Here is a 21,482-nt window from a genome sequence, read left to right on the forward strand (position 1 = left end):
GCCGCATCAGAAGCGCGCCCGGAAGCCGATCGCGTAGACGCTGTCGTCGGTGCGCACGTCGCGGATAAAATAATCCTCGTTGATATAGCTGCGATAGCGCGAGCGCAGCACGTTGGTGCCCTCGACCGTGAAGGTCAGGTTGCGCGACACGTCGTAGGACAGGCTGAAGTCGAGGCGGCCGTTCGGGCGGACATAGTTGAGCCACACCGGCTGATCGGCCGGACGGACATCACCCGCGCCGGTGCGGTTCTCGTCGAAATATTCCGAGCGATAAGTGTAGACGACGCGCGCCGAGATGCCGTTGCGGTCGTAAAGCAAGCCGGCGTTGAAGTTATACTTCGACACGCCCTGGAGCGGGAAGCCCGCCAGCTGGTCGCCGCCGCTCACCTCGCTGTCGGCATAGGTGAAGTTGCCGAACATGCCGAAGCCGGCGAGATCACCCGGCAGGAAGTCGAAGAACATCTGGCCGCTGACCTCGACGCCCTTGAGCTTGGCCTGGCCGACGTTGCGCGGGCGCGAGATGTTGTATTCGACGCCGTCGATCGTCTCGACAACGACCCCGTTGATCACGCGATCGGTGATGTCGCGATAATAGCCGCCGATCGCGATGTAGCCCGACTTCCAGTAATATTCGAGCGTCGCGTCGTAGCTGTCCGACTTCTGCGGCCGCAGGTCGGGATTGCCGCCCGAACCGCTGTTGCGGATGTTGGGGTTGGTCGAGACGAGATAGTTGAGGCCCGGGTTGAGCGAGCCGAAGGCCGGGCGCGCGAGCGTCTTGGAGTAAGTGAAGCGCGCCTGGAGTCCGCCGCCGAACTGGATGCGCGCGCTGGCGTTGGGCAGCCAGTCCTCGTCGCTGGTGTCGGCGGTGGTGGTCACCGGAATGCCATCGACCCGGCCGGTGCCGGTGATCGTGCGGTCGGTACGGGTATAGCGCACGCCGATCTTGCCATCGATGCTGACCGCGCCGCCGAGCGGAATGTCATACCCAGCCTGGAGATAGGCGGCATAGGTCTTCTCCGCCGCCTCGAACCGGCGGGTGGGGTCGAACGGCGGCTGGCCCGCGGGGGCATTGAAGAAGCCCCGCAGCAGCGCCTGCCCCTCATCCGAGAGCAGATATTCGCGGCTGGGCACGAGGAACGGGGCGCCCTGGTTGATCTGCGGGATGCCGGGCGCACGGATGAAGAAATCGTCGGGCACGCCAGCGGCGGTCACCAGCGTGTTGCCCGATCCGCCCGGGGGCGCGATGCCGAGCTGGACCTGCTCGAACAGCGCGCCGCGATCGGCGTAGCGGCCGCCGAACTCGATCGTCTTGAGGATCGAGCCGAGCTCGTACGACGCGTCGAGCTTTACCGCGAACAGGTCGCCCTGCGAGCGCGAATAGTCCTGGAACAGGCCGTTGACGAAGGTGTAGCCGTCGGCCGAGGCCATCGGGTTGCCGGGCACGGTGACCGCGGCGGTCCGGTCGGGATTGTCGAAGTCGACGATCGCCGAGGCGACCTTCTTGCCGGTATCGACGATGAACGTCTCATTGTTGACGATCGATTCCTGGTACGACGCGTCGAGTACCGCCTTGAACCGGCCGCCCTCATATTTGAGGCCGAGCGCGCCGAGATAGCTGTCGGTCTTGTGGTTCTTCGCCTGCATCGAGGTGAAGGAGCTGATATTGTTGAACGTGCCGCCGACCATGTTGCAGATCTCGCGGGTGGTGTAGCCGCCCGGCTGGTTCTCACCGGCGGCGAGTTCGTTCGAATTGGGATTGAAACCCGCGCCATTGACCCGTGCGGTGAAGCAATTGTCGTCGGTGGCGACGTTGCTCACGCTGGTCGAGTTGAACAGCTGGTATTCGTAGAAGGCGGTCGCGAATTTGCCGCGATAGGCCGAGTAGAGACCGTCGGCATAGACCTGAAGCTCGGGCGTCGCCTGCCATTGCAGCGAGGCATTGGCCTGGGGCCGCGAATAGCTGCCATATTCGTTGAGGCCGCCGGTCGAGATCGGGATCGCGACGTTGGGGTTGCCCAGCGCGCTGCCGGCGCGGCGTTCCGCGACATAGTTGGTGGGGCGGTTGAACTTGATGTCGTACCACGAGACGCCGAGCAGTGCGCCGATCTCGCCAATGCCGGTGTCCCAGCGATCGGTGATGAGCGCGCTGACCTGCGGGCTCAGCTTCTCGATGTTCGAGGCATAGCTGAGCTTGCCGCCGATCGCGATCGTCGGGTCCTTGTAGTCGAACGCCTTGTTGAGCCGCAGGTCGATCGCGCCGGCGACGCCGCCCTCGATCAGATTGGCGGTGTTGGACTTGAACACGTCGACCCGCGCCAGCGCTTCGGCGGGCAGGTCCTGGAAGGCGAAGCCGCGGCCCACGGCGGTGAAGATCTCGCGCCCGTCGAGCGTGGTGAGGATATCCCCCAGGCCGCGGATGAGCGGATTGACGATCTCGTTGTTGCCGCCGACCGTGACCTGCACGCCCGGCACGCGCTGGAGCGCGGCGGCGGTGGTGGGATCGGGGAACTTGCCGATATCCTGCGCGACGATCGAGTCGACGACTTGCGCGGCATCGCGCTTGATCTCGGCGGCGCGCGCCAGGCTGGCGCGGATGCCGGTGACGACGATTTCGTCCTGCGCCTGCTGCTCCGCTTCCTGCGCGGGCGGCGCCTGTTGTGGACTGGGTTGCTGGGGTTCCGCGGTCTGCGCCGAAGCGGCCGCGGGAATTGCCATGAGCGCCAGAGCCGACGCCGAGCTCGTCAAAACGATCGGGAAACGCAGCATCCGATCCTCCCTCCAAAAATGTGTACGCACCGCGCCTTCCGCGTGGCTGAACCTGTCTCCTAGTGAAAACGCTTCCAGCAGACAATTACTAATTATCTTATCTAAACGATAAATTTCGAACGGAGGTGAAACGATCGCTAGTTTTCCGGCTTTGCGGGACGCGCCGCGGCGGCGCCTCGACAGCCGTCGAACGCGGAAATGCACGCCTGGCGCTGCGCGGCGGCCGCGAACGGGCGGCGTGCGGGAATGAAGGGAGCGACCCCGTTTACCTGCCCGGATCGGTCATCGAGGGCGGGTCGCTCGCCGGGAAGCTGCCGTCGAGCGCTTCGTCGAGCTCGGCCTCGCGCTTGTTGCGGGCGATGCTGGCGTTCATGCGTGCGATCTGCTCCGGGGTCGCCTCGCCCTGGTGCTTCGCCTTCCACTCCGCATAGGGCATGCCATAGATCGCCTCGCGCGCGGCTTCCTTGTCCAGCTGGCCGCGGCTCGCTTCCTCGAGCCAGTCGGCGAGGCAGTTGCGGCAAAAGCCGGCGAGCCCCATCAGTTCGATATTCTCGGCATCGGTGCGGTGGCGCAAATGGCGGACGAGGCGGCGAAAGGCTTCGGCGGCGATTCGATCGTCGATTCGGTCCAGCCTAGTGATGTCTGGCGTTGTCATTGTTTCGCCTCCACGGTTGTATCGTCGGCATTTGCCGTTAGGGAACGGCCCGCACCAGTGCATTTTCGCGACGCGCAGCAAACGCACTGGTTTTTTTGCGGTCGCATTTTCCGAGTCGTTGGCCGCATACGGCCAACTCGAAAATGCTCTGGGATGGAGATAAGGCGATGAGCAAGGCAATGCACCCGCGATCGCGAAAGGTGCGCGTGCTGGCGACGCTCGGCCCGGCGAGCAACTCGCCCGAGATGATCGCCGCGCTCCACGCCGCGGGCGCCGACGCCTTCCGCATCAACATGAGCCATGGCGACCAGGAATCGAAGATTCCGGTGATCGAGGCGATCCGCGCACTCGAGAAGACCACCGGGCGGCCGACCACGATCCTCGCCGACCTGCAAGGGCCCAAGCTGCGCGTCGGCAAGTTCGCCGATGGCAAGGTGCTGCTCGAGACCGGCGCGACCTTCCGCCTCGACCGCGACAAGACCCCGGGCGACGCGACCCGCGTCGAGCTGCCGCACCGCGAGATCTTCGAGGCGGTGACCGAGGGCGCGCGGCTGCTGCTCGACGACGGCAAGATGGTGCTGCGCGTGACGCGCTACGGCATGGACTGGATCGAGACGCGGGTCGAGGTCGGCGGCACGCTGTCCAACTCGAAGGGCTTGAACGTCCCCGACATGATCCTGCCGCTGGCGGCGCTGACCGAGAAGGACCGCAGCGACCTCGCTTTCGCGGTCGAGCAGAAGGTGGACTGGATCGCGCTCTCCTTCGTGCAGCGGCCCGAGGATCTTGCCGAGGCACGGCGGCTGATCGGCGGCGGGGCAGCCCTGCTCGCCAAGATCGAGAAGCCGAGCGCGGTGACCCGGATCGAGGAAATCGTCGAGGCGTGCGACGGGGTGATGGTGGCGCGCGGCGACTTGGGCGTCGAGCTGCCGCCGCAGAGCGTGCCGCCGCTGCAGAAGCGCATCGTCGAAACCGCGCGCCGCATGGGCCGGCCGGTGATCGTCGCGACGCAGATGCTCGAATCGATGATCACCTCGCCCTCCCCGACCCGCGCCGAGGTGTCGGACGTCGCGACCGCGGTATATGACGGCGCGGATGCGATCATGCTCTCGGCCGAGAGCGCGGCGGGCCAGTGGCCGATCGAATCGGTGACGATGATGGACGCGATCGCCGATTCGGTTGAGCGCGACCCGGCGCATGGCGACCGCGTGCACTTCACCGTGACCCGGCCCGACCCGACCACCGCCGACGCGCTGGCCGAAGCCGCCAAGTCGATCGCGGCGACCGTGTCGGCAGTGGCGATCATCTGCTTTACCATGTCCGGATCGACCGCACGGCGTATCGCGCGCGAGCGGCCCTCGGTGCCGATCCTGGTGCTGACCCCCAAGCTGGAGACCGCGCGGCGCATGGGCCTGTTGTGGGGCACCCACGCGGTGCACACGCGCGACGTCGATTCGTTCGAGGACATGGTCGCCAAGGCCAAGCGCATGGCGCTGCGCCACGGCATCGCCAAGGCCGGCGACCGCGTGATCGTGTGCGCGGGCGTTCCGTTCGGCACGCCGGGATCGACCAACGTGCTGCACGTGGTGCGTATCCTCGGCGATGAGCTGAAAAACCGGGGCTAGGCGGTCAGCAGGCCTGCGGCGGCGAGTTCCGCGCGCAGACCCGGCGCATCCTTGAACAGCACCGAGCGGATGCCGACGGCTTCGGCACCGGCGACATTGGCGGCGTTGTCGTCGATGAAGATCGCCTCGCGGGGCTCGAGCCCGAAACGAGCGAGCGCGAGGTTGTAGATCGCCGCGTCGGGCTTGAGCAATTTCTCCTCGCCCGAGACGACGATATCGCGGAAACGATCGAACAGCCCGGGCCATTCCCGGCGGAAGGGCGGGAAGAATTCGTGGCTGAAATTGGTGATCGCGAACAGCGGGACGCCAGCCGAATCGAGCTCCGCCACGATCTCATGCACGCCCGGCACCGGGGGGCCGAGGCTTTCGTTGAAGCGCGGCCCCCAGGCGGCGATCAGCTCGGCATGCTCGGGGAATTCGGCGATGCGCTCGGCCGAGGTCTCGGCGAAGTCGCGACCGGCATCGTGCTGGAAATGCCACTCATAGGTGATGACATTGTCCAGAAACGCCGCGAGCGCCCGATCGTCCTCGATCAGGCGCTCGTAGAGAAAGCGCGGATGCCAGGTGAAGAGGACATTGCCGATATCGAAGATAGCGGCGCGGACCTCTCCCATGGCAGCAGGCTTCAGCCCTGGCGGGCCTTGAAGCGGCGCTGGGTCTTGTTGATGACGTACACGCGGCCGCGGCGGCGGATCACGCGGTTGTCACGGTGGCGCCCCTTGAGCGACTTCAGGCTGTTCACGATCTTCATGACCGGTCTCTTATATCTCGAATTGTGTGGCAGGTGCCGGAAAGAGGCGCTCGCCTAGAGTGGAAGCCCCGTGAAGTCAAGGAAGCGCGCGCGGTTTTGCGCGGATTCATCCGCTACCAGCGCCACGCAGCTTCGATATTGTTGCCGTCCGGATCGAGCACAAAGGCGCCGTAATAATTCCCTGCCCCCTCGCGCGGGCCCGGCGCGCCATTGTCGCGCCCGCCCGCGGCGAGTCCGGCACGGTGGAATTCGTCGACCATCTCGCGGCTCTGCGCGACGAAGGCGACGTGCATCTGGTTGATCCCGGCGCGCGAGCCCTCGACCCAATAGGATGGGCGCAGCGTGCCGACCCACAGATAGGGAATCGGCTCCTCCGCGCTCTTGCCGAACAGGAAGGCCTGGTCGCCATTGTCGGCGGTGGCGAGACCGAGCGCGGCCGCCACCGCATCGTAAAAGCGCCGCGCGGCGGCGAGATCGGAGACGACGATGCCGGTATGGTCGAACATGCGCGGGGCAACGAGCGGCACTTGCGCGGGGTTCCGACGAGAGGCTTGCGCTGCGCGGAACCTGCGGGCACGTACTGATGTTGACCGCGTTGAGCCGTTCGCTGCGGACGGCGGAAGGAGTGTTCCGATGAAGACCCGCGTGCTGATCGCCTTCACCGCCCTCGCCGCGCTGGCGGGCGGCTGCTCGACCACCGGCGGCGGGCGCGCGGCGCCGGTCGACGTGACGCGCTATCACCTCTCGCAGCCGATCCCCGCGGGCGCGGTGGCGATCCAGCCCAAGGACAATGCAGCGGGGCCCGAATTCCAGCTCTATGCCGATGCGGTCGGCGCCGAGCTGGGACGGATGGGGTTCAGCCCCGCCGCGGCCGGAGCGCGTGCGGACTATATCGCGACGGTCGACTTCGTGCGCACCGACCGCGGCCAGGTGCGCACGCGTCCGCCGGTGACGATCGGGCTGGGCGGCGGGAGCTTCGGCGGCAATGTCGGCGTCGGCGGCGGCGCGAGCTTCGGCATCGGGAGCAAGACGCGCACCGTCTATGGCGCCGAGCTGGCGGTGCAGCTGCGCCGCCATGGCGACAACACCGTGATCTGGGAAGGCCGCGCGATCACCGAGACGCTGGGCGGCGCGCCCGGCTCGCAGCCGGCGGATGGCGCAGGACGACTGGCCGCAGCGTTGTTCAAGGGCTTTCCGGGGCAGTCGGGCATCACTATCACGGTGAAATGAGCATCCACATCAACGCTGCGTTCGACAGCGGCAACATCCGCCTCATCAAGATCGAAGGCGACACCGTCGATCTCGAGATCGTTACGGACCACCTGTCCGACTTCTACCAGTGGTTCCACTTTCGCGTCGCGGGCGTGCGCGGGCGGAAGCTGACCTTCCGCATCGTCAATGCGGGCAGCGCGGCCTATGCGTTCGGCTGGCCGGGCTACCGCGCGCGGGTGAGCACCGACCGCGCGGCGTGGCGGCTGACCGACGGGAACTATGCCGACGGGGTGTTCAGCTTCTCGCACAACTTCGAGGGCGATGTCGCGTGGTTCGCCTATTTCGCGCCCTATTCGATGGAGCGCCACGCCGACCTGATCGCGCGGATGGCGGGCAAGCCCGGGGTGACGCATCGCGAGCTTGGCCAGACGCTCGACGGGCGCGCGCTCGACCTGCTGACGGTGGGCGAGGGACCGAAGCAGGTGTGGCTCTATGCGCGCCAGCACCCCGGCGAATCGATGGCCGAATGGTGGATGGAAGGCGCGCTGGAGAAGCTGACCGATTCCGATGACGCGGCTGCCACGGCGCTGCGGGCCAAGGCGACGCTGCACATCGTCCCCAACATGAACCCCGACGGCAGCTTCCGCGGGCATCTGCGCACCAATGCGGCGGGGGTGAACCTCAACCGCGAATGGCATTCGCCGAGCCTGGAGAAGAGCCCCGAGGTGTTCCTGGTGCGCGGGGCGATGGACGCGACCGGGGTCGACTTCGCGATGGACGTGCATGGCGACGAGGCGATCCCGGCCAACTTCCTGGCGGGGTTCGAGGGGATTCCGTCGTGGACCGATGCGCTGGGCGGCAAATTCTACGAATATGGCCGGCGGCTGGCGGCGGCGACGCCGTTGTTCCAGCTCGAAAAGGGCTATGAGAAGTCCGCGCCGGGCCAGGCCAATCTGTCGATGTCGACCAACCAGCTCGCCGAGCGCTTCGGCGCGGTGTCGATGACGCTGGAGATGCCGTTCAAGGACCATGACCCGAGCCCCGATCCCGAGTTCGGCTGGTCACCCGAGCGGTGCAAGGCGCTGGCACACGCCTGTCTCGACACGCTGGCCGGTTTCATCGACGAGGTGTGACGAGTTGGACATTGAGCATCTCAAGGACCTGATCTCCGGAGGAGAGTCGCAGATTGTCGAATTCAAATCCGCGATTCCGAAAACCGCAGACGATCTTGCCACTGAGATTGCAGCATTCAGCACCTCAGACGGGGGCTATCTATTCATCGGCGTAGCCGACGACGGTAAGATAATGGGACTGGGTGCACAGGACGCCACCTCCAGAACCTCTCTCAAACGTCTCGAAGGAATTGCGCAGTCGGTACAGCCGGCGCCCACATACAATGCCGAGTATGTGACCATAGATGGCGTTACGATTTTAGCGGTTCGCATCGAGAAGGGAAGCGAGCCTGTTTACTACGCCAAATCGAAACCCATGCATCGACGGCAGACAAGTTCCACCGTCGCTCCGCCGGATTTGGTGAAGTCGTTGGTACTGCGGTGGGATGCAATTATCCGCGCCTCCAAACTCAGTGAGCAGATCGAGGACGGAAATTTCATCGCAGGAGCAATCCTTGGTCAGGGCGAGCTGGCGACAATGAACAAGCGGGATATCGTGGATCACCTGCGCCGGCTCGAACGTCAACGGCTAGCGTGAGCCGGACGCGCTTTGAAATCCGCGAGGGCGGCCTCGACGACCCACAGGTGATCGCGCTGCTCGAAGTGCATGCCGGCGGGATGCTGGCCAACTCGCCGCCGGGGACCTGCCATTTCCTCGACCTGTCGGGACTCAAGACGCCCGACATCACGTTCCTCTCGGCGTGGGAGGGCGAGGCGCTGCTGGGCGTCGGCGCGGTGAAGCACCTCGATCAGGCGACCGGCGAGATCAAGTCGATGCGCACCGCCGGGACGGCGCTGGGGCGCGGCGTGGGCACCGCGGTGCTGCGCCACATCATCGCTCTGGCGCGCGAGCGGGGTTACGCCGCGCTCAAGCTCGAGACCGGCACCGGCCCGGCATTCGATGCGGCGCATACGCTCTACGCGCGGCACGGCTTCGTCCCCTGCCCTCCCTTCGCCGATTATAAGGCGACCGCGTTCAACCGCTTCTTCGCGCTGGCGCTCGGCTGATTTCCTAATCGCGCATTAGGGATAGGCGTTGGCAGCGGATTGACCTGATTCCGCTATCCCCGCCTCGGCAACCATCGGGGGCAAGCGATGAAGGAAATCATGTTCGGCGGCGCGGCCGTGGCGCTGGCGGCGGGCGCCTATTTCCATGGACCGCTCAAGACCGGCGAGACCTATGACCGGCCGGCGCTCGAAGTCTATCGCGTGGTCGAATCGACGCCGCTGCCCTCGCTGTTCGACAAGATGGTCTACAACCAGCGCGGCGGCGCGGTGACTCGCGGCGGCGAGCCCGAAAAGTCGATGATCTGGTATTTCCACGCCAACGGAATGCAGGTCGCCAAGTACACGGTGAACATTCTGCCGGCGGGCGAAGGCAAGACCCGTGTGCAGACCAGCTTCGAGATGTCGGACGATGCGGACAAGGCCCTGGGCAAGGGCTTCGCGATCAAGGGCGCCGATCAGTACAAGGTGATCGGCCGCGTCTCGATGAACGAGCAGATCGATTCGCGGCTCGACAAGCGGCCGTTCGACACCGCCAAAATCTCCGAGGCGATGTCGGCCTATATCATGACCAACATGAACAAGATCCAGGGCGAGGCGCTGGAGTCGATGGACAAGGCCGCCGAGAGCTTCAAGAAGATGGACGAGGAGCGCGCCTACCAGAAGGCGCAGGAAGATAACCGCAAGTACAAGGCCGGCCAGCCGATGACTCAGACCACGCCCAATCAGTTCCAGTAATCGAGCATGTCGGCGGTGATCCAGCCGTAGACATAGTTGAGATAGTAGAGCGCGAAGAGCAACGCGGAGAGCGCGGTGGTGCGCAGCGCGATCCGGCCCGCGGGGAAGGCGCGCGGCGCGCTTTCGGCCTGGCCGGGGATCAGCGGCTCGCCCGCCTCGACGCTGGTGCGCGCGGAGAAGGGCAGCACCAGGAACAGCGCCAGGAACCAGAACAGGAAATAGATCGCCAGCGCGCTCGGCCAACTCATTTGCTCAGACCTCGATCAGCAGAACATCGACGACCGGCTTCTTGCCGGTCCATTTGACCGCGACGCGGCGGGTGGCGAGGCGCACGGCCTCGCGCAGTTTCTCGCGGTCGCGCCCAGCCGCTGCGGCTGCCTTGGCGGCGGCTTCGCAAGCTTCCTCAAGGAAGGGCTCGCGATCTTCCTCGACGGGCACACCCTGGATGCGCACCTCGGGCTCGCCCGCGATGCTGCCGTCCTTGCGAAGCGCAACCGCGACCGACATCTGGCCGTAGAGGCCGAGTTTGCGGCGCTCGTTCATGGTGGAGCCGTCGGCGGGGAGGATCACGTCCCCATCGAGCACGAGGCGGCCGGCGGGCGCATGGCCGAGCTTCTCGGGGCCCTTGGGCGCGAGGCGGACGATCTCGCCATTCTGCTGGACCACGGCGCGGGCGATGCCCTGTTCGAGCCCGAAGCGCGCCTGTTCGGCCATGTGGCGCATCTCGCCATGCACGGGAACGAGGATCTCGGGGCGGATCCAGTGGTACATCTCGGCGAGCTCGGGGCGGCCGGGATGGCCCGAGACATGGACGAAGGCCTGGCGGTCGGTGACCATCTCGACGCCCTTCTCGGCGAGCGCGTTCATGATGCGGCCGATCGCGATCTCGTTGCCCGGGATCTGCTTGGACGAGAAGATGACGCGGTCGCCCTGATCGAGCTTGAGCGGGTGATTGCCCTCGGCGATGCGGGCGAGCGCGGCGCGCGGTTCGCCCTGGCCGCCGGTGGCGACGATCATCACCTTGTCGCGCGGGAGCGACATCGCGGTCTCGAAATCGACGGTCTCGGGGAAGCTGCGCAGATAGCCGGTCGCCTTGGCGACGCGCAGGATGCGGTCGAGTGAACGCCCGGCGACGCACATCGCGCGGCCGGTGTCGCGCGCGGCCTCGCCCAGCGTCTGGAGCCGCGCGGCATTGGAGGCGAAGGTGGTGACGAGCACGCGGCCCTTGGCGCCGGCGATCACCCGGTCGAGGCCCTCGCGCACCTCCTGCTCCGAGCCCGATGCCTCCGGATTGAACACGTTGGTGGAATCGCAGACCAGCGCGAGCACGCCGCCGTCGCCGATCTCAGTCAGCTCCTCGGCGGTCGAGGCGGAGCCCATGACGGGCGTGTCGTCGATCTTCCAGTCACCGGTGTGGAACACGCGGCCATAGGGGGTGTCGATGAGGACCGCGTTGCCCTCGGGGATCGAGTGGGCGAGCGGGACGTAGCGGATGCCAAACGGGCCGAGCTCGAAATTCTCCTCCTCACGCACCACGTTCAATTCGACGCGGTCGGCGATGCCCTCCTCGTCGAGCTTGCCGTGGATCAGGCCCGCGGTGAACGGCGTGGCGTAGAGCGGCACGCCGAGGTCGAGCGCGAGATAGGGCAAAGCGCCGATATGATCCTCATGCCCGTGCGTCAGCACGATGCCGAGCAGATCGTCGAGCCGCTCCTCGATGAACTGGAGGTCGGGCAGCATGAGGTCGATGCCGGGATAGTCGGGATTGCCGAAGATCACCCCGCAATCGACCATGATCCACTTGCCGCGGCAGCCATAAAGATTGACGTTCATGCCGATCTCGCCGGAGCCGCCGAGCGCGAGGAAGAGAAGTTCGTTGCCGGGGGTCACGTTGATCCTTCGTTGGTCGGGACGTCAGTTGGGACGGCGCTTGCCGCTCTGCTGCTCCCACAGCATCGCCAGCCCCTGGATGGTCAGGTCAGGCTCGATCACGTCGAACGCGTCGGTGTGCTTCTCGAACAGCACCGAGAGCCCGCCGGTCGCGATCACCTTGACCGGGCGGCCGATCTCCGCCTTCATCCGCGCGACCAGCCCTTCGATCATCGCGATATAGCCCCAATAGATGCCGATGTGCATCTGGTCGACGGTGTTGCGGCCGATCACCGAGAGATTGCCCTTGGGCGCCTCGATCGCGATGCGCGGCAGCTTGGCGGCGGCGGTGACCAGCGCGTCGAGCGACAGGTTGATGCCCGGGGCGATGATCCCGCCCTTGTAGGCGCCGGTATAGTCGGCGACGTCGAAGGTGGCGGCGGTGCCGAAGTCGATGATGATGAGATCGCCCGGATGCTTGTCGTGCGCGGCGATGATGTTGAGCGCGCGGTCGGCGCCGACGCTGTCCGGCTCCTCGACATCGAGCGCGATCGGCCAGCCGTCGGCGCCGGCGATCAGCGGATCGGCGCCGAAATATTTCTGCGCGAGCACCTCGAGATTGTGGAGCGCGCGCGGGACGACGGTGCCGATGATCACGCCGGTCACCGCGCTGCGGTCATAGCCTTCGAGACTGAGGAGCTGGCTGAGCCACACGGCATATTCGTCGGCAGTGCGGCGCGGATCGGTGGCGATGCGCCAGCGCGCACGGATCTCGCGGCCCTCAACGAGCGCGAAGACGACATTGGTGTTGCCGGCATCGATGGCGAGCAGCATGCGGACCCCCTCAGATCAGGAACACGTCGCCGGCGTGAATGACACGCCGTGCACCGCTCGCCAAGCGCAGGATGAGTGCGCCGTCGCTGGTGAGGCCGTCGAACAGGCCCTCGATCGCCTCGCCGTCGGGCAGGCGCGCGGTGAGCGCGGTGCCGGGGGCGTGGGCGCGGTCGAGCCAGCGCTGACGGACGGGGTCGAGGCCCTCCTGTCGCCAGCGCGCTAGCCAGCGGGCAAACGTCTCGGCCAGCACGTCGAGGAAAGTGGCGGGGTCGGTGGGGGCGGCGTGAGCTGCGAGGCTGGTCGTCGGACGATCCGGAAGATCGGGGTGATGGGCAAGGTTGACGCCGATGCCGATCACGATCGCGTCCTCGGCGCGTTCGAGCAGGATGCCGGAGAGCTTGGCACCGTCGACCAGCAGGTCGTTGGGCCATTTGATCGTGGCGCCGGCGGCGCGGAAGACGCGCACCGCCTCCTCCAGCGCCACAGCGGCGACCAGCGCCAGCGTCGCGGCGGGCGGATCGGCGGGGCGCAGGCGGACGAGCGTGCTGGCGTAGAGATTGCCCGGCGGCGAGTCCCACGCCCTGCCCTGCCGGCCCTTGCCGCCGGTCTGGCGCTCGGCGCGCAGCCAGCTGCCCTCGCTGGCCCCCGCCGTGGCGAGCGCGAGCATGTCGGCATTGGTCGAGCCGGTCTCCTCGACCGTGCGGATATTGCCGGTCAGAATAGCGTCCGTGCGGCGGCGAGCGACCAGGCGCCGAGCGCCGGGATCAGCAGATAGCCGAGCGGCGACACGAACAGCGCCGCGGCGGCGATCAGGCCGCCCTCGACCGGGCTGCTCTCACGCCCGAATTCGGGTGCGGGCGCGTCGAAGTACATCGTCTTGACGATCTTGAGATAATAGTAAGCGCCGATCACCGACGCCGCGATGCCGATCGCCGCCAGCGGGAACAGCCCGGCCTTCACCGCCGCCTCGAACACCGCGAACTTGGCCCAGAAGCCGAACAGCGGCGGGATGCCCGCGAGGCTGAACATGAACATCGCCAGCGCCGCTGCAAGCGCGGGCCGGGTGCGCGACAGGCCCGAGAGGCTGGCGATCGTCTCGACCGGCTGGCCCTCGGTATCGCGCATCTGCAGCACGACGAGGAAGCTGCCCAGCGTCATGACGATATAGATCGTCATATAGGTGAGCACGCCGGCCACGCCCTCGGCCGTGCCCGCGGCGAGGCCGATCAGCGCGAAGCCGACATTGTTGATCGACGAATAGGCGAGCAGGCGCTTGATGTTGCTCTGCCCGATCGCGGCGACCGCGCCGAGCACGATCGAGGCGAGCGCGGCGAAGACGACGATCTGGCGCCAGTCGCTGGTGACCGGCCCCATCGCCTCGATCGCGACGCGCACCGCGAGCGCGACCGCGGCGACCTTGGGCGCCGAGGCGAAGAAGGTGGTCACCGGGGTCGGCGCGCCCTCGTACACGTCGGGCGTCCACATGTGGAACGGAACCGCCGACATCTTGAAGGCGAGGCCAGCGAAGACGAAGACGAGGCCGAACAGCAAGCCGATCCTGGTGCTGCCGGCCGCGCCCGCATAGGCGGTGGCGATGTCGGCGAAGATCGTGGTGCCGCTGAAGCCGTAGACCAGGCTGATGCCGTAGAGCAGGATGCCGGAAGCGAGCGAGCCGAGGATGAAGTACTTCAGGCCTGCTTCGGCCGAGCGCACGTCGCGGCGCATGAAGCTGGCGAGGACGTACGCCGCGAGGCTCTGCAGCTCGAGGCCGACATAGAGGGTGAGCAGGTCGGCCGCCGAGACCATCATCCCCATGCCCGCGGCGGAGAAGAGGATCAGGACTGGATATTCGGGACGCAGATCCTCACCGCTGGTGCGCGCGAAGAAGCGCGGGGCGATGATGATCGAAACCGCGGCGGCGGCGAAGATCAGCACCTTGGCAAAGGCGGCGAACAAGTCGGCGCGATAGAGGCCGTCGAACGCCGTGCCGCCGGCCGAGGCCGGACCGAGCAGTGCGATACCGGCGCCGACCAGCACCACGACCGAGACCCAGCTCACTGCGCGAGACACCGCCTGGCCGCCCCAGGCGGCGACCATCAGCAGCGCGAGCCCGCCGGCCGAGAGGACGATCTCGGGCAGAACCATCGAGAGTTGTGCGGCGTAGTCCATCAGTGCGCCGCTCCATGTTCGGCAGTCTTGGGCTCGGCGGATTTATGTTCTTCGGCATGGGCCACGGGCGCGACCGGGTTGCCCGGCGTGGGCAGGCTGTCGCCTGCCGGCTTGGCGCGCTCGATCCGCGCGAGCAGCGTCGCGACGTCGTTGCGCATCGGGGCGAGGAAGCTCTCGGGATAGACGCCCATCCACAGCACCGCGGCGGCGATCGGGGCGAGCAGCGCCATCTCGCGCTTGTTGAGGTCGGGCATCGCCTTGACGTCGTCCTTGACGAGGTCGCCGAACACCACACGGCGATAAAGGTACAGCATGTAGGCGGCACCGAGGATGATGCCGGTGGTGGCGATCAGCGTGACCCAGGTCGAGACCTTGTAGGCACCCGTGAGCGCCAGGAACTCGCCGACGAAGTTGCTGGTGCCCGGCAAACCGACCGAGGCCATGGTGAACAGCATGAACAGCACGGCGTATTTGGGCATGTTGATCGCGAGGCCGCCATAGCGGTCGATCTCGCGCGTGTGCAGGCGATCGTAGATGATGCCGACGCACAGGAAGAGCGCGCCCGACACCAGGCCATGGCCCAGCATCACCATCATCGCGCCTTCGATCCCCTGGCGGTTGAAGGTGAACAGGCCGATCGTGACGATCGCCATGTGCGCGACCGACGAATAGGCGATCAGCTTCTTCATGTCATTCTGGACGAGCGCGATCAGGCTGGTGACCACCACCGCGACGCACGACAGGCCGAAGATCAGCCAGATCAGCTGCGCCGACGCCTCCGGGAACATCGGCAGGCTGAAGCGCAGGAAGCCGTAGCCGCCGAGCTTCAGCAGCACGCCCGCCAGGATCACCGAACCCGCGGTCGGTGCCTGGACGTGCGCGTCGGGCAGCCAGGTGTGGACCGGCCACATCGGCATCTTGACCGCGAACGAGGCGAAGAAGGCCAGCCACAGCCAGGTCTGGACGTGCGGCGGGAAGTCGTACGCCATCAGGTCGGGGATGTAGGTCGTACCCGCGGTGATGGTCATGTACATCATCGCGATCAGCATCAGCACCGAGCCGAGCAGCGTGTAGAGGAAGAATTTGTACGACGCGTAGATGCGGTTCGCCCCGCCCCAGATGCCGATGATCAGGAACATCGGGATCAGGCCGGCCTCGAAGAACACGTAGAACAGGAAGATGTCCTGCGCCGCGAAGGTGCCGATCATCAGCACCTCGGTGATCAGGAACGCCGCCATATATTCCTGCACGCGATCGGTGATCGCTTCCCAGCTGGCGCCGATACAGATCGGCATCAGGAACACCGAGAGCAGGATCAGCAGCAGCGCGAAGCCGTCGATGCCGAGCGCCCAGGCGAAGCGGCCGAACAGCGGCACGCTCTCGACGAACTGCCATTGCGGCCCGCCGATCTCGAAATTGGCCCACAGCACGCCGCCGAGCGCAAGGTCGACTAGCGTCGCGCCGAGCGCGATCCAGCGCGCCTGGTTCGCATTGACGAACAGGCAGACCAGCGCCGCGGCGAGCGGCACGATGAGCATGAGGGAGAGAATGCCGCTCATCGCGCGATCACCCAGGTAACGGCTGCGGTCAGGCCGATCAGCATGACGAACGCATAGCTATAGACATATCCCGACTGGAGCTTGCCGGTCAGCACGCTGCCGAGCTTGACCACCGCGGCCGAGCCGTTGGGGCCGAAGCGGTCGATCGTGCCCTCGTCGCCCTTCTTCCAGAAGAGGCGGCCGAACCAGAAAGCGGGCTTGACGAAGAGCATTTCGTAGAGCTCGTCGAAATACCATTTGTTGAGCAGGAAGCGGTACAGCAGGCGGAAGGTGCCGGTGAACCGCGCCGGGATATCCGGCTTCCAGATATAGGCCACCCAGGCGGTCGCGAGGCCGAGCAGCATCACGATCGTCGCCGAGAGCTTCACCCATAACGGCACCTCGTGCATCGCGTGCGCGAGATGCTCGTCGAATGCGACGGCACCCTTCCAGAAGATCGCGCCGCTCTCGGGCTGGATGAAATAATGGTTGAACGCGAAGCCCGCGAACACCGCGCCGACCGCGAGCAGCAGCAGCGGGATCATCATCGAGAGCGGGCTCTCGTGCGGGTGGTAGCCGCCAGTTCCATCAGCGGTCTTGCCGTCGCCGTGGTCGGCGTGCGCATGGGTCGGAGCGTGATCGCCATGGCCGTCCTCATGGCTCGGCTCGTCATGCTCGTGCGGATGGTGCAGCGCGTGCTGGATATGCTCCGACTGAGTCCAGCGCGGCTTGCCCCAGAAGGTCAGGAACATCAGGCGCCAGCTGTAGAAGCTGGTGAGCAAGGCGGCGAACACGCCGGTCCAGAACGCCGCGATCCCGCCGCCGCCCGAGGCATAGGCCGCCTCGAGGATCGCGTCCTTCGAGTGGAAGCCGGCAAAGCCAGCATGCAGCCAGTAGATGCCGACGCCGGTGATCGCGAGCGTGCCCGCCATCATCGTCCAGAAGGTGATCGGGATGTGCTTACGCAGGCCACCATAATAGCGCATGTCCTGCTCGTGGTGCATCGCGTGGATGACCGAGCCGGCACCCAGGAACAGCAGCGCCTTGAAGAAGGCGTGGGTGAACAGATGGAACATCGCCGCGCCGTACATGCCGACGCCCGCGGCGAAGAACATATAGCCGAGCTGCGAACAGGTCGAATAGGCGATCACCCGCTTGATGTCGGTCTGCGTCGTGCCGACGGTCGCGGCGAACAGGCAGGTCGCGGCACCGATGAAGGTGACGAAGCCGAGCGCGATCGGCGCCTGCTCGAACAAGGGCGACAGGCGGCACACCATGAACACGCCGGCGGTGACCATCGTCGCGGCATGGATCAGCGCCGACACCGGGGTCGGGCCCTCCATCGCGTCGGGCAACCAGGTGTGCAGGCCAAGCTGCGCCGACTTGCCCATCGCGCCGATGAACAGCAGCAGGCAGAGGATCGTCAGCGTGTCGACGCGATAGCCGAGGAAGCCGATCGTCGATCCGGCCATGTCCGGCGCGGCCTTCAGGATTTCGGGGATCGAAATGGTACCGAACACCAGGAACACACCGAAGATGCCGAGCATGAAGCCCAAATCGCCGACGCGGTTGACCACGAACGCCTTGATCGCGGCGGCGTTGGCGCTGGGTTTCTTGAACCAGAAGCCGATCAGCAGGTAGCTGGCGAGACCCACGCCTTCCCAGCCGAAGAACATCTGGAGCAGGTTGTCCGCGGTCACCAGCATCAGCATCGCGAAGGTGAACAGCGAGAGATAGGCGAAGAAGCGCGGCTGGTCCGGGTCTTCGTCCATGTATCCCCAGCTGTAGAGGTGGACGAGGCTCGACACGCTCGTCACCACCACCAGCATCACCGCCGTCAGGCTATCGACGCGCAGGCCCCAGCTGACATCGAGGTCGCCCGAGCGCATCCAGGTGAAGACCTGCGCGACATGCGGCTCGGCAGTGCCGGCCATATAGGCGAGGAAGATCGGCCAGCTGAGCGCCGCCGAGACGAACAGTGCGCCGGTGGTCACGATCTTCGGGAAGACCGTGCCGAACGCGCGGTTGCTGAAGCCGGCGACGGCTGCCGCGAGCAGCGGCAGGAACACGATGAAATGGATCGAAGACATCAGCCCTTCATCCGATTGACGTCGTCGACCGAGATCGTGCCGCGGCCGCGGAAGTAGATGACGAGGATGGCGAGCCCGATCGCGGCCTCACCCGCAGCGACGGTCAGCACGAACATCGCGAAGATCTGGCCGACCAGGTCGCCCAGCGCGGCGCTGAACGCCACGAGGTTCAAGTTCACCGACAGCAGGATCAGCTCGATCGCCATCAGGATGACGATCAGGTTCTTGCGATTGAGGAAGATGCCGAGCACGCCCATGGTGAACAGGATCGCGCTGACGACGAGATAATGAGTCAGGCCGATCACAGCTCCACCCCCTGCCCCACGGGCTGATTGACGTTGCGGGTCGCGTCCTTCTGGCGCCGGTTGACCTGGCGCGACACGTTCTGCTGCATCACCCCGCCGCGCTTGCGATGCGTGAGGACGATCGCACCGATCATCGCGACGAGCAGGACGAAGCCGGCGGCCTCGAACACATAGAGATAGCGGCTGTAGAGCAGCAGCCCCATCGCCTTGATGTTGGGCACCTGGCCGAGCGCGGTGTCCGCGTCGGTGGGCGCGATGCGGTTGGCGAGATCGACGCCACCCGCACTCCACGCGCCAACGCCGATCACCACTTCGGCGAGCAGCACGATCGCGAGCGCGAGACCGAACATCGCGTAGCGCACGAACCCGGCGCGCAGCTCGGCGAAGTCGATGTCGAGCATCATCACGACGAACAGGAACAGCACCGCGACCGCGCCGACATAGACGATGACCAGCAGCATCGCGATGAACTCGGCCCCGGCGATGACCATCAGCCCCGCGGCGTTGAAGAACGCCAGGATCAGCCACAGCACCGAATGCACCGGGTTGCGCGCGGTGATCGTCATCGCGGCGGAGAGGATCACCACCGCGGCGAACAGGTAGAAGGCGATTGCTTGGATCACGGAATCATGTGCCCCTTTGGTGCCGCGCGCTTACCGGTACGGTGCATCGGCGGCAAGGTTCGCGGCGATCGCGCGCTCCCAACGGTCGCCGTTCGCGAGCAGCTTGTCCTTGTGGTAGATCAGCTCCTCGCGGGTTTCGGTCGCGAACTCGAAATTCGGCCCCTCGACGATGGCATCGACCGGGCACGCCTCGGCGCACAGGCCGCAATAGATGCACTTGGTCATGTCGATGTCGTAGCGCGTGGTGCGGCGGCTGCCGTCCTCGCGCGGCTCGGCCTCGATCGTGATCGCCAGCGCCGGGCAGATCGCCTCGCACAGCTTGCATGCGATGCAGCGCTCCTCGCCGTTCGGATAGCGGCGCAGCGCATGCTCGCCGCGGAAGCGGGGCGAGAGCGGGTTCTTCTCGTAGGGGTAGTTGATCGTCGCCTTGGGCTTGAAGAAATACCTGAGCGTGAGGGCATGCGCCTTCACGAACTCCCACAGGGTGAACGAACGGACGAGTTGGGCGACGCTCATTTCGGACTTCCAATTCGGGTGCACTTGCCTTCGATCACAACGACGAATGGTTCGCGGGTTTTCTTTTCGCTGTCGGTAGCCAGCGCGGTCGGCATGACGATCACTTTCGCAGTGCCGTCTCCGAAATCGACCAGGCTTACCACCGACATACATCCCGATTCCGTGAACGTGCACGGTCCCATCGAGTACGCCGTCAACGCGATCGAACCATCCGCCGTCGGTAAGCCCGGAAACTTCCCAGCGATCTGTATCGGGTTGCCCGGCCAGATTATGTCACCGTTCACCCCCTTCTCGTTCCGCGTCACATTGATACGAAACTTCCAAGCCCCTTCGGCCACACCCGGAAACTGAATCGCATTCAGCGAGACTTGCGCGCCATCCTGATTGAGCGCTTTCGGGGCTTCCAGCACGCAATCGTAGGTCGCCGAGAACGCGGCGGAGGCAAGCGCGACGGATGCAAGCAAGGCGCTCACAGCCCCACCCGCTGAACCATCAGCCAGCCCGAGATCAGGAACACGAAGATCAGCGACAGCGGCAGGAATATCTTCCAGCCCAGCCGCATCAGCTGGTCGTAGCGGTAGCGCGGGACCGTGGCCTTCACCCAGCTGAACACGAAGAAGAAGAACAGGATCTTGGCGAACAGCCAGATGATGCCCGGCACCCAGTACAGGAACGGCAGGTCCAGCGGCGGGAGATAGCCGCCCCAGAACAGGGTCGCGTTGAGCGTGCACATCAGGATGACGTTGGCGTACTCGCCGAGCCAGTAGAGCGCGAAGGCCATCGACGAATATTCGGTCTGATAGCCCGCGACGAGCTCGCTCTCCGCCTCGGTCAGGTCGAACGGCGCGCGCTGGGTCTCGGCGAGCGAGGAGATCAGGAACACCACCGCCATCGGGAACAGCAGCGGGTTGAAGCCATAGCCGTTGACGATGCCGAGGATATGGCCCTTCTGCCCCTCGACGATGCCCGAGAGGTTGAACGTCCCCGCCCACAGCACCACCGCGATCAGCACGAAGCCGATCGAGACTTCGTAGCTCACCATCTGCGCCGCGGCGCGGATCGCCGAGTAGAAGGGGTATTTGGAGTTCGACGCCCAGCCCGCGAGGATGATGCCGTAGACGCCGAGCGACGAGGCGGCGAGGATGTAGAGCAGGCCGACATTGATGTTCGACAGCACCACGCCCGCCTGGAACGGCACCACCGCCCACACGATCAATGCTACCGTAAACGTGATTATCGGCGCCAGCAGGAACAGGCCCTTGTTGGCGCTCGACGGGATGATGGTTTCCTGCAGGAAGACCTTGAGGCCGTCCGCGAAGGACTGGAGCAGACCGAGCGGGCCGACCACATTGGGACCGCGGCGCAGCGCCATCGCCGCCCAGATCTTGCGGTCGGCATAGATGATCATCGCCACCGCCAGCATCAGCGGCAGCGCGATCAGCAGGATGCCCGCGATCGTCGCAACGAACCACGCCCATTCGAAGGGCAGGCCGACGATGTTCTGGAAGAAGGCGGTCATTTACCTATGCGCTCCACTCAACCGGCTATCACCCAGATCGCCACCAGGACCGACGTTGTCAGGATCACGAACAGGCATCCCCAGCTGTACCACCGCGG

At 65.8% G+C, this 21,482-nt stretch carries 23 protein-coding genes; 6 read left to right on the top strand and 17 right to left on the bottom strand.

Translation table 11 applies throughout. The features are described 5' to 3' along the window. Positions 1-6: 6 nt before the first annotated feature. Both OK349_RS05230 and OK349_RS05235 read right to left on the bottom strand, forming a co-directional pair. Positions 7-2,715: a TonB-dependent receptor gene (locus OK349_RS05230; RefSeq protein WP_265116766.1), complete on the bottom strand. Its 2,709-nt coding sequence runs from the start codon at positions 2,713-2,715 to the stop codon at positions 7-9. A gap of 316 nt (positions 2,716-3,031) precedes the next feature. After that, positions 3,032-3,421 carry a DUF1244 domain-containing protein gene (locus OK349_RS05235; RefSeq protein ID WP_265116767.1) on the bottom strand — a complete coding sequence of 130 codons (390 nt, stop codon included), beginning with the start codon at positions 3,419-3,421 and terminating at the stop codon, positions 3,032-3,034. Positions 3,422-3,588: 167 nt separating this feature from the next. On the opposite strand from OK349_RS05235, the gene pyk reads away from it, so the two are divergent. Beyond that, a complete protein-coding gene (gene pyk / locus OK349_RS05240) occupies positions 3,589-5,043 on the top strand; it encodes a pyruvate kinase (protein ID WP_265116768.1) in 1,455 nt (484 codons plus the stop codon). Here the strand turns inward: pyk and OK349_RS05245 are convergent. The 3 genes from OK349_RS05245 to OK349_RS05255 form a co-directional block, all read right to left on the bottom strand. After that, on the bottom strand, positions 5,040-5,657 hold the full coding sequence (locus OK349_RS05245; RefSeq protein WP_265116769.1) for an HAD family hydrolase: 618 nt from the start codon (positions 5,655-5,657) through the stop codon (positions 5,040-5,042). The two genes, pyk and OK349_RS05245, sit on opposite strands and share 4 nt — an antisense overlap. Positions 5,658-5,668: 11 nt before the next feature. After that, positions 5,669-5,794 carry a type B 50S ribosomal protein L36 gene (ykgO, locus tag OK349_RS05250; RefSeq protein WP_066575973.1) on the bottom strand — a complete coding sequence of 42 codons (126 nt, stop codon included), beginning with the start codon at positions 5,792-5,794 and terminating at the stop codon, positions 5,669-5,671. 113 nt (positions 5,795-5,907) lie between these two features. After that, positions 5,908-6,321, bottom strand: a complete 414-nt coding sequence (locus OK349_RS05255; protein WP_265116770.1) for a VOC family protein — start codon at positions 6,319-6,321, stop codon at positions 5,908-5,910. Between the two features lie 106 nt (positions 6,322-6,427). Between OK349_RS05255 and OK349_RS05260 the strand changes: the two genes are divergently transcribed. The 5 genes from OK349_RS05260 (at position 6,428) to OK349_RS05280 (ending at position 9,921) form a co-directional block, all read left to right on the top strand. Further along, on the top strand, positions 6,428-7,024 hold the full coding sequence (locus OK349_RS05260) for a DUF4136 domain-containing protein (protein ID WP_265116771.1): 597 nt from the start codon (positions 6,428-6,430) through the stop codon (positions 7,022-7,024). After that, positions 7,021-8,139, top strand: coding sequence for a M14 family metallopeptidase (locus OK349_RS05265; RefSeq protein ID WP_265116772.1), 1,119 nt, complete (start codon positions 7,021-7,023; stop codon positions 8,137-8,139). The genes OK349_RS05260 and OK349_RS05265 overlap by 4 nt, the downstream gene beginning before the upstream one ends. 4 nt (positions 8,140-8,143) lie before the next feature. After that, positions 8,144-8,716: an AlbA family DNA-binding domain-containing protein gene (locus OK349_RS05270; protein ID WP_265116773.1), complete on the top strand. Its 573-nt coding sequence runs from the start codon at positions 8,144-8,146 to the stop codon at positions 8,714-8,716. Then, the gene (locus tag OK349_RS05275; protein ID WP_265116774.1) at positions 8,713-9,186 is read left to right on the top strand and encodes a GNAT family N-acetyltransferase; all 474 of its coding nucleotides are present in this window, start codon (positions 8,713-8,715) and stop codon (positions 9,184-9,186) included. Before OK349_RS05270 ends, OK349_RS05275 begins: the two co-directional genes overlap by 4 nt. 87 nt (positions 9,187-9,273) lie before the next feature. Next, positions 9,274-9,921, top strand: a complete 648-nt coding sequence (locus OK349_RS05280; RefSeq protein WP_265116775.1) for a hypothetical protein — start codon at positions 9,274-9,276, stop codon at positions 9,919-9,921. On the opposite strand, the gene OK349_RS05285 is transcribed toward OK349_RS05280, so the two are convergent. The 12 genes from OK349_RS05285 to nuoH are packed head-to-tail and all read right to left on the bottom strand — an operon-like array spanning position 9,909 to position 21,384. Beyond that, complete coding sequence (locus tag OK349_RS05285; protein ID WP_265116776.1) at positions 9,909-10,169, bottom strand: DUF1467 family protein; 261 nt, start codon at positions 10,167-10,169, stop codon at positions 9,909-9,911. The two genes, OK349_RS05280 and OK349_RS05285, sit on opposite strands and share 13 nt — an antisense overlap. Positions 10,170-10,173: 4 nt before the next feature. Continuing rightward, positions 10,174-11,811 (bottom strand): ribonuclease J, encoded by a 1,638-nt coding sequence (locus tag OK349_RS05290; RefSeq protein WP_265116777.1) that lies wholly within the window; start codon positions 11,809-11,811, stop codon positions 10,174-10,176. Between the two features lie 24 nt (positions 11,812-11,835). Continuing rightward, entirely contained in the window at positions 11,836-12,624 is a 789-nt protein-coding gene (locus OK349_RS05295; RefSeq protein WP_265116778.1) for a type III pantothenate kinase, read from the bottom strand. Between the two features lie 10 nt (positions 12,625-12,634). After that, a complete protein-coding gene (locus OK349_RS05300; protein ID WP_372340568.1) occupies positions 12,635-13,330 on the bottom strand; it encodes a biotin--[acetyl-CoA-carboxylase] ligase in 696 nt (231 codons plus the stop codon). A gap of 8 nt (positions 13,331-13,338) precedes the next feature. Then, positions 13,339-14,793 (bottom strand): NADH-quinone oxidoreductase subunit NuoN, encoded by a 1,455-nt coding sequence (gene nuoN, locus OK349_RS05305; RefSeq protein WP_265116779.1) that lies wholly within the window; start codon positions 14,791-14,793, stop codon positions 13,339-13,341. Further along, positions 14,793-16,352 (bottom strand): NADH-quinone oxidoreductase subunit M, encoded by a 1,560-nt coding sequence (locus OK349_RS05310; protein ID WP_265116780.1) that lies wholly within the window; start codon positions 16,350-16,352, stop codon positions 14,793-14,795. Before OK349_RS05310 ends, nuoN begins: the two co-directional genes overlap by 1 nt. Next, complete coding sequence (gene nuoL / locus OK349_RS05315) at positions 16,349-18,421, bottom strand: NADH-quinone oxidoreductase subunit L (RefSeq protein ID WP_265116781.1); 2,073 nt, start codon at positions 18,419-18,421, stop codon at positions 16,349-16,351. The genes OK349_RS05310 and nuoL overlap by 4 nt, the downstream gene beginning before the upstream one ends. After that, the gene (gene nuoK, locus OK349_RS05320; protein ID WP_265116782.1) at positions 18,421-18,726 is read right to left on the bottom strand and encodes an NADH-quinone oxidoreductase subunit NuoK; all 306 of its coding nucleotides are present in this window, start codon (positions 18,724-18,726) and stop codon (positions 18,421-18,423) included. Before nuoK ends, nuoL begins: the two co-directional genes overlap by 1 nt. Further along, positions 18,723-19,349 (bottom strand): NADH-quinone oxidoreductase subunit J, encoded by a 627-nt coding sequence (locus OK349_RS05325; protein ID WP_265116783.1) that lies wholly within the window; start codon positions 19,347-19,349, stop codon positions 18,723-18,725. The genes nuoK and OK349_RS05325 overlap by 4 nt, the downstream gene beginning before the upstream one ends. 30 nt (positions 19,350-19,379) lie before the next feature. Then, the gene (gene nuoI, locus OK349_RS05330; RefSeq protein ID WP_265116784.1) at positions 19,380-19,865 is read right to left on the bottom strand and encodes an NADH-quinone oxidoreductase subunit NuoI; all 486 of its coding nucleotides are present in this window, start codon (positions 19,863-19,865) and stop codon (positions 19,380-19,382) included. Then, a complete protein-coding gene (locus tag OK349_RS05335; RefSeq protein WP_265116785.1) occupies positions 19,862-20,338 on the bottom strand; it encodes a hypothetical protein in 477 nt (158 codons plus the stop codon). The genes nuoI and OK349_RS05335 overlap by 4 nt, the downstream gene beginning before the upstream one ends. Next, complete coding sequence (gene nuoH / locus OK349_RS05340; RefSeq protein WP_265116786.1) at positions 20,335-21,384, bottom strand: NADH-quinone oxidoreductase subunit NuoH; 1,050 nt, start codon at positions 21,382-21,384, stop codon at positions 20,335-20,337. Before nuoH ends, OK349_RS05335 begins: the two co-directional genes overlap by 4 nt. Between the last annotated feature and the right edge of the window lie 98 nt (positions 21,385-21,482).

The sequence above is a fragment of the Sphingomonas sp. BT-65 genome, from assembly GCF_026107375.2.
In the GTDB taxonomy this organism is placed as follows: domain Bacteria; phylum Pseudomonadota; class Alphaproteobacteria; order Sphingomonadales; family Sphingomonadaceae; genus Sphingomonas.

Excerpts from the sequence above, each read along its gene's own strand:
- OK349_RS05230 (WP_265116766.1), bottom strand. The coding sequence starts at position 2,715 with ATGGCAATTCCCGCGGCCGCTTCGGCGCAGACCGCGGAACCCCAGCAA.
- OK349_RS05235 (WP_265116767.1), bottom strand. The coding sequence starts at position 3,421 with ATGACAACGCCAGACATCACTAGGCTGGACCGAATCGACGATCGAATC.
- pyk (WP_265116768.1), top strand. The coding sequence starts at position 3,589 with ATGAGCAAGGCAATGCACCCGCGATCGCGAAAGGTGCGCGTGCTGGCG.
- OK349_RS05245 (WP_265116769.1), bottom strand. The coding sequence starts at position 5,657 with ATGGGAGAGGTCCGCGCCGCTATCTTCGATATCGGCAATGTCCTCTTC.
- ykgO (WP_066575973.1), bottom strand. The coding sequence starts at position 5,794 with ATGAAGATCGTGAACAGCCTGAAGTCGCTCAAGGGGCGCCACCGTGAC.
- OK349_RS05260 (WP_265116771.1), top strand. The coding sequence starts at position 6,428 with ATGAAGACCCGCGTGCTGATCGCCTTCACCGCCCTCGCCGCGCTGGCG.
- OK349_RS05265 (WP_265116772.1), top strand. The coding sequence starts at position 7,021 with ATGAGCATCCACATCAACGCTGCGTTCGACAGCGGCAACATCCGCCTC.
- OK349_RS05280 (WP_265116775.1), top strand. The coding sequence starts at position 9,274 with ATGAAGGAAATCATGTTCGGCGGCGCGGCCGTGGCGCTGGCGGCGGGC.
- OK349_RS05285 (WP_265116776.1), bottom strand. The coding sequence starts at position 10,169 with ATGAGTTGGCCGAGCGCGCTGGCGATCTATTTCCTGTTCTGGTTCCTG.
- OK349_RS05295 (WP_265116778.1), bottom strand. The coding sequence starts at position 12,624 with ATGCTGCTCGCCATCGATGCCGGCAACACCAATGTCGTCTTCGCGCTC.
- nuoN (WP_265116779.1), bottom strand. The coding sequence starts at position 14,793 with ATGGACTACGCCGCACAACTCTCGATGGTTCTGCCCGAGATCGTCCTC.
- OK349_RS05310 (WP_265116780.1), bottom strand. The coding sequence starts at position 16,352 with ATGAGCGGCATTCTCTCCCTCATGCTCATCGTGCCGCTCGCCGCGGCG.
- nuoL (WP_265116781.1), bottom strand. The coding sequence starts at position 18,421 with ATGTCTTCGATCCATTTCATCGTGTTCCTGCCGCTGCTCGCGGCAGCC.
- nuoI (WP_265116784.1), bottom strand. The coding sequence starts at position 19,865 with ATGAGCGTCGCCCAACTCGTCCGTTCGTTCACCCTGTGGGAGTTCGTG.
- nuoH (WP_265116786.1), bottom strand. The coding sequence starts at position 21,384 with ATGACCGCCTTCTTCCAGAACATCGTCGGCCTGCCCTTCGAATGGGCG.